At 61.0% G+C, this 11438-nt stretch carries 13 protein-coding genes; 7 read left to right on the top strand and 6 right to left on the bottom strand.

Annotated elements, in window-relative coordinates; genetic code table 11:
* Positions 1 to 33 precede the first annotated feature (33 nt).
* Entirely contained in the window at positions 34 to 1557 is a 1524-nt protein-coding gene (gene hisS / locus J3O30_RS04560; protein ID WP_207583090.1) for a histidine--tRNA ligase, read from the bottom strand.
* Positions 1558 to 1686: 129 nt separating this feature from the next.
* On the opposite strand from hisS, the gene J3O30_RS04555 reads away from it, so the two are divergent.
* From J3O30_RS04555 to J3O30_RS04545, 3 genes are all read left to right on the top strand, one after another.
* Positions 1687 to 2448, top strand: a complete 762-nt coding sequence (locus tag J3O30_RS04555; protein WP_207583089.1) for a hypothetical protein — start codon at positions 1687 to 1689, stop codon at positions 2446 to 2448.
* An 83-nt stretch (positions 2449 to 2531) separates the two neighbouring features.
* Entirely contained in the window at positions 2532 to 2915 is a 384-nt protein-coding gene (locus J3O30_RS04550; RefSeq protein WP_207583088.1) for a hypothetical protein, read from the top strand.
* 71 nt (positions 2916 to 2986) lie between these two features.
* Positions 2987 to 3346 (top strand): DUF305 domain-containing protein, encoded by a 360-nt coding sequence (locus tag J3O30_RS04545; protein WP_207583087.1) that lies wholly within the window; start codon positions 2987 to 2989, stop codon positions 3344 to 3346.
* A 72-nt stretch (positions 3347 to 3418) separates the two neighbouring features.
* Here the strand turns inward: J3O30_RS04545 and J3O30_RS04540 are convergent, their stop codons facing one another.
* Positions 3419 to 4468 carry an aldo/keto reductase gene (locus tag J3O30_RS04540; RefSeq protein ID WP_207583086.1) on the bottom strand — a complete coding sequence of 350 codons (1050 nt, stop codon included), beginning with the start codon at positions 4466 to 4468 and terminating at the stop codon, positions 3419 to 3421.
* A gap of 381 nt (positions 4469 to 4849) precedes the next feature.
* Between J3O30_RS04540 and J3O30_RS04535 the strand changes: the two genes are divergently transcribed.
* The gene (locus tag J3O30_RS04535; RefSeq protein ID WP_207583085.1) at positions 4850 to 5554 is read left to right on the top strand and encodes an HAD family hydrolase; all 705 of its coding nucleotides are present in this window, start codon (positions 4850 to 4852) and stop codon (positions 5552 to 5554) included.
* Between the two features lie 23 nt (positions 5555 to 5577).
* On the opposite strand, the gene J3O30_RS04530 is transcribed toward J3O30_RS04535, so the two are convergent.
* Positions 5578 to 6084, bottom strand: coding sequence for a hypothetical protein (locus J3O30_RS04530; protein ID WP_207583084.1), 507 nt, complete (start codon positions 6082 to 6084; stop codon positions 5578 to 5580).
* Complete coding sequence (locus J3O30_RS04525) at positions 6081 to 6710, bottom strand: DNA-3-methyladenine glycosylase I (protein ID WP_207583083.1); 630 nt, start codon at positions 6708 to 6710, stop codon at positions 6081 to 6083. The genes J3O30_RS04530 and J3O30_RS04525 overlap by 4 nt, the downstream gene beginning before the upstream one ends.
* A gap of 241 nt (positions 6711 to 6951) precedes the next feature.
* Here J3O30_RS04525 and J3O30_RS04520 point away from each other — a divergent pair, with 241 nt between their 5' ends.
* The 3 genes from J3O30_RS04520 to J3O30_RS04510 all read left to right on the top strand — a co-directional run bounded on the left by J3O30_RS04520 (position 6952) and on the right by J3O30_RS04510 (position 9545).
* Positions 6952 to 7701, top strand: a complete 750-nt coding sequence (locus J3O30_RS04520) for a L,D-transpeptidase (protein ID WP_207583082.1) — start codon at positions 6952 to 6954, stop codon at positions 7699 to 7701.
* 351 nt (positions 7702 to 8052) lie between these two features.
* Entirely contained in the window at positions 8053 to 8745 is a 693-nt protein-coding gene (locus J3O30_RS04515; protein WP_207583081.1) for a L,D-transpeptidase, read from the top strand.
* A 125-nt stretch (positions 8746 to 8870) separates the two neighbouring features.
* A complete protein-coding gene (locus J3O30_RS04510) occupies positions 8871 to 9545 on the top strand; it encodes an outer membrane beta-barrel protein (RefSeq protein WP_207583080.1) in 675 nt (224 codons plus the stop codon).
* 27 nt (positions 9546 to 9572) lie between these two features.
* Here J3O30_RS04510 and J3O30_RS04505 read toward each other — a convergent pair whose 3' ends face one another.
* Positions 9573 to 10013 carry a hypothetical protein gene (locus J3O30_RS04505; protein WP_207583079.1) on the bottom strand — a complete coding sequence of 147 codons (441 nt, stop codon included), beginning with the start codon at positions 10011 to 10013 and terminating at the stop codon, positions 9573 to 9575.
* 39 nt (positions 10014 to 10052) lie between these two features.
* Positions 10053 to 11363: a glycolate oxidase subunit GlcF gene (glcF, locus tag J3O30_RS04500; protein ID WP_207583078.1), complete on the bottom strand. Its 1311-nt coding sequence runs from the start codon at positions 11361 to 11363 to the stop codon at positions 10053 to 10055.
* Positions 11364 to 11438: the final 75 nt, after the last annotated feature.

Raw genomic sequence — 11438 nt, 5'->3', positions numbered from 1 at the left:
CGAACGGTAAGCGACGAGCGTGTCGGAACGGCCTCAGACATCGCCGCCCGCCCTCTTCCGATCCTCTGCCTGCTCCGCAAGGATCTCCCTCACCTTGGCGACGAGGTCGGCTTCCGGCGCTGTCTCCTGCGCCACACGCGCCTCGCGCCAGCTGGCATTGTCCTCGATCTCGCCGGAAAGCCGCTTGCCCTCGATCAGATCCTTGATCTGCACGACGCCGTCGGCGCGCTCGTCGCCGCCCTGGATGATGGCGACGGGGCAGCCGCGGCGATCGGCGTATTTCAGCTGGTTGCCGAACTTCTTCCAGTTGCCCTGGAACATCTCGGCGCGGATGCCGGCGGCGCGCAGCTCTTGGGTCATCTTCTGATAGCGGCCCATCGCCTCGACATCGCCGTCCATGACGGTTACCAGCACGGGCTCGATCACTTCGCTGGCGCCGAGCTTGCCGAGGTTCTTCAGCGCCGTCATCAGCCTGGAGACGCCGATCGAAAAGCCCGTTGCCGGAACCGGCTGACCCATGAAGCGGGAGACCAGGCCATCATAGCGGCCGCCGCCGCCGACCGAACCGAAGACGACCTTTTCGCCCTTTTCGTTGGTGACGTCGAAACTGAGCTCGGCCTCGTAGACCGGGCCGGTATAATATTCGAGGCCGCGCACGACCGAGGGATCGATCTTGATGCGGTCGGACTGATAGCCGGCGCTCGTGACCAACGCCCCGATGAAATTCAGCTCGTCGACGCCTTCGACGCCCTTCGAGGTTCCGGCGACGAGCTCGGCCAGGCGCGAAGCACTTTCGGCATAGTCCTTGATGCCGACGAAGAACAGCACCTTGTCGATCTGCGCCTGGTCGAGGCCGGCGCCCTTGGTGAAGTCGCCGGATTCATCCTTGCGGCCGGGACCGAGCAGCAGGGCCACACCTTCCGGCCCGAACTTCTCGAGCTTGTCGATGGCGCGCAACACGTTGAGCCGCTGGCCGGCCTTGTCGTCGCCGCCGAGGCCGATCGCCTCCAGCACGCCGTCCAGAACCTTGCGGTTGTTGACGCGGATGACATAGTCGCCGCGCTTGATCCCGAGCGCCTCAAGCGTATCGGCCATCATCATGCACATTTCGGCATCGGCCTGGACGCCCGGCGCGCCGACCGTATCGGCATCGAACTGCATGAACTGGCGGAAGCGGCCGGGGCCGGGCTTCTCGTTGCGGAAGACGTAACCGGCGCGGTAGGTGCGGTAGGGAAGCTGGATTTCGTTGAAATTCTCGGCGACATGACGGGCGAGCGGCGCGGTCAGGTCGTAACGCAGCGACATCCACTGCTCGTCGTCGTCCTGCAGCGAGAAGACGCCCTCATTCGGCCGGTCGCTGTCGGGCAAGAATTTGCCCAGCGCATCGGTATATTCGAACAGCGGCGTTTCGAGCGGATCGAAACCATAATGCTCGTAGACTTCCCGGATCTTTGCCGTCATCTCATTGACGGCACGGATATCGGCGGCCGTGCGGTCGACGAAGCCGCGCGGCAGGCGGGCCTTGAGCTTTTGCGGTTTCTTCTGCTTATCGTTCATTTCCGGGAATTCCGCTGACTGTGACAGTGGCGGTTTCCTAGCGGATTGGGCCGGGAGCGGCAAGGGCGAAGGGTCTTGAAGCCGCAGGCAGAATCGATTGAAGCAGAGGCGTCCATCAGAAATGCGGATATGCTCATGATCGCCGAGGCGCTTCTCTATACCGCGACATTGCCGTTGACCGGCAAGTCCTACAGAAAGTTCATCCGCTATTCCGTCAATCTGTGGTCCCGGGCCGGACGTTGCTCCAAGGATTGGGCCGAACACGAAGAGAAGAGCCGGAATGCGATACGCGCGGCGGCAGCCGATCTCAGGCAGAAACGGACGGCGGTCGTGCTCGGTTCGGGCCTGCTGCGCGACGTGCCGATCAAAGAGTTGGCGAGAGACTTCGACACTGTCGTGCTGGTCGACCTCGTCCATCTCGCCTCGGTGCGCCTGTGGCTGACGGCCAAGGGCTACCGCAATGTCCGGCTGATCGAGCGCGATCTCTCCGGCTATGACGATCTCGCCACCGGCAGGGAGCCCGAACCACTGGGCTTCCTGCGTTCGGTGCCTTATCTCGATTTCGTCGTTTCGGCCAACCTGCTGTCGCAGATCGGCCGCGGCGTGAAACGGCGCCACGAGACCGAGGCAGGCCGCATGCCTAAAGATACGGTGGAAGGGTTGATCGCCGCGCATCTGACCGGGCTTTCGGGGCTTGCCTGCCGCAGCTGTCTGGTGACCGACATCGCATATGCCGTCATCGACCGCAACGGCAGGGTGCAGGAAGAGGCCGACCTGCTGCACGGTGTCTCGCAGCCACCGGCAAAAGCGACTTGGACATGGCCGGTCGCGCCGCTCGGCGAGGAGAGCCGGGATTACCGGATCGAGCACCAGGTGATCGCCGCCTGGTGAGAGGCATGACAATGCCGTGATCCGTCAGCCTGTCATCGTCGGCCAGCTTGGCGTGCGGCCCGCATTCGCCTATATGAAACATCATGCGGACACTCGCCCTCATCACGATGTTACTCGGCTGGCTGGTCTACAGCGCCATGTCTGCATGGGCGGGCTGTCCGACATGCGCGTCGATGAATGCGCCGGTCACCGTCGAGGCCGGCAGCATGCACCATCAGATGGCCGGCATGGATGTGTCCAAAGGGAATATGCCCGAGGGGCCAAGGCAAATCGCTCCCCTGAAAGATCCCTGCGCTAGCGGCGACGTTGCGCATATGCCGCTTTGCGCCGCCTGTCTTCTGCTGCCGCCGACGGTGACGGTCATGGACGGCGGAAAATCCGTTTTCGGCTATCCTGCCCCGGCACTTGCCCGCGCCCTGGATGATAAAAGGCCCGCGCCGCAGGCGCCCCCTCCCCGACTGTCCTGACACCCCATCCATGCCAATCAGGTAGCCCTGCTGCCTGGAAGACCTATTGTCAGACAGAGGAAGGATCTCTCATGTCTCTGAAAATCGTTACGCTTGCTACAATGCTTGCCTTCGTTGCCGCCCCCAGCCTTGCCGAAGACATGTCGATGGACATGAGCAAGCCGATGGGCAGTCACGATGCAGCAAGCCACGCATTCAGCGAGGCCAACGCCAAGATGCACAAGGATATGACGATCAAATATAGCGGCAATCCCGATGTGGATTTCGTCCGCGGCATGATCCCGCACCATCAAGGCGCGATCGACATGGCGAGGATCGAACTTCAATACGGCAAGGATGCCGATATCCGCAAACTCGCCGAAGGCGTCATCAAGGCGCAGGAAGCCGAGATCACCGAGATGAATGCCTGGCTTAAAGCCCACGGCAAATAACCGATCGTCTGCAAAAAAAGAACGCCGGATATCTCCGGCGTTCCCTCACCGAAATGCCCTTGGACTTGCAAATCAATCCTTCGGCTCGAAATCGGCCGGGCGGCGGCCGGCGCCCTGTCGCGCCAGCATCCAGCCCGGATATTCGGGAGCAAGGGCGCTGACCTCGTCGAGCCTTTTCATATCGTCGCCGTCGAGCTTCAGCTTGACGGCGGCAAGGTTCTGGTCGAGTTGGTCGACACGCTTGGCGCCGATGATGACTGTCGTGACGAAAGGCTTGGCGAGGATATAGGCGAGCGCCACGGTGGCGACGCTGACGCCGTGCTTTTCGGCGACTTCGCGCATGACGGCAACGCAGGCCCAGGCCTTGTCCTGGTCGACGGGCGGAAAGTCGAAACTGGCGCGACGGCCCTCGCCGTTGCCGGGCGCGCCGGGACCGTACTTACCGGAGAGCAGACCGCCGGCGAGCGGCGACCAGACCATCAGCCCGAGCTTTTCCTCCTGCATCATCGGCACGATGTCGCGCTCGAGATCGCGGCCGGCGATCGAATAATAGGCCTGCACCGTTTCGAAACGGGCAAAGCCGCGGCGTTCGGAGAGGCCGAGCGCCTTGGAGATGCGCCAGGCCTGCCAGTTGGAGACGCCGATATAGCGCACGAGACCGCGGGAAACGAGATCGTCGAAGGCGCGCAGCGTCTCTTCGATCGGCGTCACCGTATCGGTGGCGTGGATCTGATAGAGGTCGATATGATCGGTCTTCAGGCGCTTGAGGCTCGCCTCGATCGAATCCATAATGTGGCCGCGCGAAGCGCCGCGGTCATTCGGCTTGTCGCCCATGACGCCGTAGACCTTGGTGGCGATGACGACGTCCTTGCGAGGGATGTCGAGGTTCTTCAGCGCCTGGCCGAGCAGCCTTTCGGACTCGCCGGATGAATAGACGTCGGCCGTGTCGATGAAATTGACGCCTGATGCAAGCGAGCGCTCGACAATCCGGTCGGCGGCATTCTGGTCGACATCGGCGATGGCGCCCCACATGCTGCCCTGTTTGGCTTCGCCGAAGGTCATGGTGCCCAGGCAGATTTCCGAGACGAAAAGTCCCGTATTTCCAAGTTGATTGTAACGCATGGTCGAAAAAATCCTTTGTGTCTGCCGCAAGAGGGGCTTGCGAACTTAAGAACTTCATTTTTTGATTATTGGCCTGCGCGTGACAGGCACAGCCGTGGCTGGCTGCAAGGTGAGGCAAACTCGATGTAGTGCGGCGGCGGCGATTTTCAACGTTGCGCCTTCCAAGCGGAGATGAGTGCCCTTGTCTCCATACAGCCCTTGTCTCCACACAGCCCTTGTCTCGACACAGGCGAGCGATAGATTGCCGGCCATATTTCAAGAACAGGATGATTTTAGGCCGAGCGGCCTAAAATCTGAATCCTGTTCTCAATGAAAGAGTTAGAGAATGATGTCATAAGAAGACCGCTCACACTTTTCGGCATCATGCTCAAAGGTACGCATATGACGACGCGACCACTGACCACGATCGGCTTCGATGCCGACGACACGCTCTGGCAGAACGAACAATATTATCGGCTGACGGAAGCGCATTTCACCGGGCTTCTTGCCGATTTCGCCGAAGGGCCGAAGATTTCCGAGCGGCTGCTGGAAGCCGAGAAACGCAACCTTCGCCACTACGGCTTCGGCATCAAGGGCTTCACGCTGTCGATGATCGAGACGGCGATCGAGATCACCGAGGGTAAGATTCCCTCGAGCGTGATCGCCAAAATCCTCGATACCGGCCGCGACCTCCTCAGCCATCCCGTCGAGACCATGCCGCATGTGCGCGACACGCTGGAGGCGCTTGCCGGCAAATACCTGCTGGTGATGATCACCAAGGGCGATCTGTTCGACCAGGAGCGCAAGCTCGCCCAATCCGGGCTCGGCGACTTCTTCGATGCCGTCGAGATCGTCTCCGACAAGACCGCCGTCACCTATCGGCGCATCTTCGCCAAGGTCGGCGACGGGCCGGAGCGGGCGATGATGGTCGGCAATTCGCTGAAATCCGACATCGTGCCGGCGATCGCCGCCGGCAGCTACGGCGTCTTCGTGCCGCACGAACTCACCTGGGTGCTGGAACATGTGGAAGAGCCGACGGAGGCGCCGCGTTTCCGCAAGATCGGCCATCTCGGCGAGTTGCGCGACCTGATCGACCGGCTGGCATAGGCGGACAAAAGCGCTCTGTTTTATTACGGCTTGGCTGGCGCCTTCGGAAACAGCGACGGGCGTTCCGGCTCGGCTGGTGGCTGCGGCTGCTTCGGCGCAGTGGCCAAAGGCTCGATCAGAATACTGAAGGGGGCGCCAAGGCCGCGGCGCGGCGAGACCTTGGAATAATAGGGACGCAACAGCCAAGTGGTGTTTTCCTTGACCGTCGTCTCGAAGCTCAAGCCGTCCTCGTCGGTGCCGAAAAAGGCCTCGTCATCCGGTTTCGACAGGTCGAAGATCGCCAGGTAGGCGAACTTACTCTTGGTGGCAAAGTCGATCTTCAGGTGCTGGCCGGTGCGCACCGGCAGCGTATAGACATGGCCGTTGCCGAACTTCGTCCAGCCCTTCAGCTGCATGGTGACAGCCGGGAACTGCAGTTTCTCGAGCTTCTCGCCAGGATCGAGCTGCGGCGTCTGCGCCATGGCTGAGACCGATAGGAAAAACAGGGCAGCGGCGGTGATCAATATTCTCACGGATGCATCTTCTTTCATGGGCGAACCAAAGCGGCGCGCATCGCCTCGACCTCGGGCCGGCAGAAGCAGCCCTCCAGATGATCGTTGACGAGACCCATCGCCTGCATGAAAGCATAAACTGTGGTCGGGCCGACAAAGGTCCAGCCGCGTTTCTTCAGATCCTTTGAAATCACCGTCGAGGTCGGCGTCGTCGGATTTGCGACGATATGCTCACGGTCGACCACTCCAGGTCGCTCGTTATGACCCGGTTCGTAGCACCAGAAATAATGGGCGAGCGAGCCGAATTCGTCCCTGAGCGCAATGGCGCGCCTGGCATTGTTGATGGTCGAGACGATCTTGCCGCGATGGCGGATAATGCCGGCATCGGCCAGGCAGCGAGCGATGTCCTCGTCGCCGAAGAGAGCGACCTTCTCGAAATCGAAGCCGGAAAAGGCGGCGCGAAAATTCTCTCGCTTGCGCAGGATGGTCAGCCAGGAAAGACCGGACTGGAAGCCTTCGAGACAGATCTTCTCGAAGAGGCGAATGTCATCGGTGACAGGGCGGCCCCATTCCTCGTCATGATATCTGAGATAATCGGGCAGATTGGCGTGCCAGTGGCATCGGCTCCTGCCGTCCTCGCCGATGATGATGCCTGTCTCGCTCATGTCCGCTTCATTCCCGGGTCCGTCTGTTCGCCGGGTCCGCTTCGTTTTCCGGTCATGATTCCGGCTTTACCATTTGCAAACCGTCTTTCCAAACCGAACGGTAACCCTGACGAAAAGTTTATCCGGTCGGTCGGCTTTTCATGAATCGATCTTTACCATTCGCTGGCGGATTGGGTGGCAGCGTCTTTGCAGGCGGATGTATCCCGCCAACGTTTTCGGTCATTTGTAGAGAGTCCGTCCGATGATGAAACCGCTTGTTCTTGCTGCAGCCCTGCTCGGCGTTCTTTCCACGGCCGCCCTTGCAGACGACCGCTATGCTACCCGCCCACCGGTCGTGCTAAGCCCCGACCTGACCGCGCCTTGGGTCTACCAGCTCGGCGGCGGTACGGTTCGTCCCGTCGTCTACCAGCGGCCGGTCATCCAGCCGCAGCAGCGTGGCCTTTTCCAGCGCCGCGTGCTCCGCCAGGCGCCGCCAGTGTCACCGCAGACCGTTTCGGCGATCAATCCCGGCATACCGGCGATCCGCCATCCGATCGAGCCGCAATACCTGCCGCAGATGGTCGACTACGACACCCAGGAAAAGCCCGGCACGATCGTCATCGATACCAACAACCGCTTCCTCTATCTGGTGATGCAGGGCGGCAAGGCGCGGCGTTACGGCGTCGGCGTCGGCAAGCCCGGCTTCGAATGGGCAGGCGCCCACAAGATCACCCGTAAGCAGGAATGGCCGGACTGGACGCCGCCGTCCGAGATGATCAGCCGCGAAGCCGCCAAGGGCCACTACCTGCCGGCGCGTATGGACGGCGGTGCGGAAAACCCGCTCGGCGCACGCGCCATGTATCTCGGCTCGACGCTTTACCGTATCCACGGCACCAACGCGCCCTGGTCGATCGGCAGCGCCGTCTCCTCCGGCTGCATTCGTCTGCGCAACGAAGACGTCGTCGACCTCTATGACCGCGTCAGCGTCGGAACCCGCGTCATCGTCATCTAACGGCACACGTAGTAGCTAGAGCAATTTCCAGCAAAAGTGTGCAGCGGTTTTGCTTCCGGAATTGCGTAAAAACAAAAGGATAGAGCATTTCCGCGTTTCGTAGAAAACGGGAATGCTCTAGAACAGGATGATTTTAGGCTCGATCGGCCTAAAATCTGAATCCTGTTCTAAATTAAATAGTTAGAGCATGCTGTCGTTCGAAAACCGCACACACTCTTCGGCATCATGTTCTAGATAGCCGCAAGAACAGGCGGCTCCCTTCTCCAAAAATGTTTTATCCGGCCACGCCGATCTTGAATCGGGCAGAAGTTCATGTAGCCTCGGGCGGATTTGCTTGAGGGGAATCGATTCATGATCAAATTAATGCCGGGTCTGGCTGCCGCCGGACTTGTCCTGTCCTTGATGTCTACATCCGCCTTTGCAGCGCCGGCCGGCTCCACGCCCGACAATACACGGCATCCGACGCAGATCGTGCGTGTCGCGCAGATGCCGAAATATGTGAAGCCGGAGTTCAAGCGTAAGAAAGTGCGGCTGGTGACGCCGGAAGCGGCCGGCACCGTGATCATCGATACCAACAACAAGTATCTCTACCTCGTCGAAGGCAACAACCGGGCCACCCGCTACGGCATCGGCGTCGGCCGTGACGGCTTCGGCTGGTCGGGTGTGGTCAAGATCGGCCGCAAGGCCGAATGGCCGGGCTGGACGCCGCCGGCCGAGATGCGCCGCCGCGAAGCCGCCAAGGGCCATATGATTCCTGCCTTCCAGGAAGGCGGCGAGGACAATCCGCTCGGCGCCCGCGCCATGTATCTCTACCAGGGCGGCCGCGACACCATTTTCCGCATCCATGGCACCAACCAGCCCTGGACCATCGGCCTCAACATGTCTTCCGGCTGCATCCGGATGATGAACGAGGATGTGACGCATCTCTATGATCGCGCGCCCGTCGGCACCAAGGTGATCGTCATCGGTCCCGGCAACAGGCAGGGCACGGTCGCGTTCGAGGACAGAGGCATCGACGTGCTGCGGACGATATTCGGCGGCTGAGCAACACTCACGAAAAAAACGAAAGGCGCTCTTTGACGCGCCTTTTATTTTTCTTAGACATTGCGGCGGAAAGCTGGCACATCTGCGGCAAGGACGACTTATTTTTACAATATCGGGGCTATTCAATGACATATGCGCTGCGTTCTTCCGCTTCGCTGCTTGCGGGCATCGCGTTCTTCACGATCTGTTCGGCAGCCTCCGCCTCGGCGGAAGACCTGCAATTCTCTGTCTACGGCGGCTACCAGACGGCACCGCATAGCGGCGTCGATCTTTCCGACGGCACGCATTTCACCGCCGGCTGGGAAGGCAAGTCCTTCGGCAGCCCGCCTTACTACGGCGGCCGCGTCACCTGGTGGCTCGAGAACTTCAACAAGCCGAACTGGGGTATTTCGCTCGATTATACCCATGACAAGGTCTATGCCGACGACGACACGCTCGCCAAGACCGGCTGGTCGCATTTCGAATTCACCGACGGCCTGAACCTGCTGACGGTGAATGGGCTCTATCGCTTCCAGGATCCGGCTCGCCGCTGGACTCCCTATCTCGGCGCCGGTGTCGGCGTGAACATTCCGCATGTCGAAGTGATTCGTCCCGAGGGCAAGACCTGGGCTTATGAATTCGGCGGCGTGACGCTACAGGCCCAGGCCGGCGTCGACTTCAAGGTGACCGATCGCTGGTCGACCTTCGTCGAATACAAGGGCACCTATTCGCGCATCGACGTTCCGATCGATAGCGGCGTGGACCTGAAGACCAACATCTTCACGAATGCCGTCAACGTCGGCGTCGCGTTCCATTGGTAATTGAATAATTGAGTTTCGGCTGCGGTGCTATTTGGTGCCGCAGCTGACCTTGCCCTCGACGGCATAGGGTTTGCTGCCGCCTTCGATCGTCAGGGAATAGGTGCCGCTGAAAGTTGCAGCCGGCTTGCCGCGTTCGCCGGCAACCACGACCAGATCCAGCGTTGCTCCGCCGGTTTCATCTTCGCCGCCGTCGAAGACTTCCAGCAGCAGATCGCCGTCGCGCGACCAATGGTTGGTCAGATGCTGCGATTCGAAGACACGCTTGCCGAACACGGTCGATTGCGCCGGATCCTTGACAACAAGCGCGCCGCGGAAATGGTTGAGCTTGTGACCGGCTTGGCTTTCGAAACCGCTTTCGAGCGTGAAGCGCGCTTCTTTGTCATCGGCGGAACAGAAAAAGCGGCTATTCGCATGGGCAGTCCCTGCCGCACAGAGCAGTCCCGCAAGCACAATCATTCCCCGCCACATCGTCTAAACTCCCGAGACCGGCCCGATCGGCCTTTCTCGTCAGCCTAAGGGCAAACCTCTTAATTTTTCCGGCACAGTGCCGCCGTAGGCCCAATCGAGCAGCTCGACCGTATGCAGGATCGGCATGTCGGTGCTGGTGGCGATCTGGGTGATGCAGCCGATATTGCCGGTGGCGATGATGTCGGCCTTTGTCGCCTCGATATTCTTGACCTTGCGTGCCTTCAAGGCAGCCGAGATCTCAGGTTGCATGATGTTGTAGGTGCCGGCCGAGCCGCAGCAGAGATGGCCTTCCGCCGGATCGCGCACGGTAAAACCCGCCGCTTTCAGCAATTGCTTCGGCGTCAGCGTGATGCGCTGGCCGTGCTGCATGGAACAGGCGGAGTGATAGGCGACGGTGATCCCCTTCGGCATATGCGCCGGCAGGTCGAGGGTTGCGAGATATTCGGTGACGTCCTTGGCGAGACCTGAGACTCTCGCCGCCTTTGCCGCATAGGCGGGATCGAGGCGCAGCATATGGCCGTAATCCTTGATCGTCGTGCCGCAGCCCGAGGCAGTGATGATGATGGCATCGAGCCCCTGCCCGTCGATTTCGCGCGTCCAGATATCGACATTGGCCCGGGCGCTGGCGAGCGCCTGTTCGGCGCGGCCCATGTGATGGACGAGCGAACCGCAGCAGACTTCGCCTTCCGGCAGCACGACCTCGACGCCGAGCCGGGTCAGCAGCCGGATCGCCGCCGCATTGATGCCGGGATCGAGTACCGGCTGGGCGCAGCCGGAAAGGATCGCCACCCGGCCACGCCGTTCCGTCTCGGGCGGGTAGCTGCCGGGTTTTGCGAAGGCCGAAGCTGCGGGGATGCGGCGCGGCGCAAGCGCCAGCATGGCGGCGAAGGGTTTCAGCGCAGCTCCCCGCATCAGGCCGGCAAAAGGTCGGCCGAGGCGGGCGAGATTGAGCGCCAGACGGAAACGGCCGGGATAGGGCAGCACGGCGGCAAGAATGGCACGCGTCAGCCTGTTCATCAACGGACGCTTGTAGGTCTTTTCGATATGGGCGCGGGCGTGATCGACCAGGTGCATGTAGTCGACACCAGAGGGACAGGTGGTGACGCAGGCAAGGCAGGAAAGACAGCGGTCGATATGGGTGACGACTTCGGCATCGGCGGGCCGGCCGTTTTCCAGCATGTCCTTGATCAGGTAGATACGGCCGCGCGGACTGTCGAGCTCGTTGCCGAGCGTCACATAGGTGGGACAGGTGGCGGTGCAGAAGCCGCAATGGACACATTTGCGCAGAATCTGCTCTGATTCGGCGACATCAGGGTCGAGAAGCTGGGTGGGAGTGAAGTTGGTTTGCATCTAGCGGAGCCTCCGCTTCGGGAGGATCTCGGGGGTTGGGTCGTTGTTACCCCCCTCTGTCCTGCCGGACATCTC

It is taken from the genome of Rhizobium sp. NZLR1 (genome assembly GCF_017357385.1).
Lineage (GTDB): Bacteria > Pseudomonadota > Alphaproteobacteria > Rhizobiales > Rhizobiaceae > Rhizobium.
This window is presented reverse-complemented; position numbering and strand designations above follow the sequence as displayed.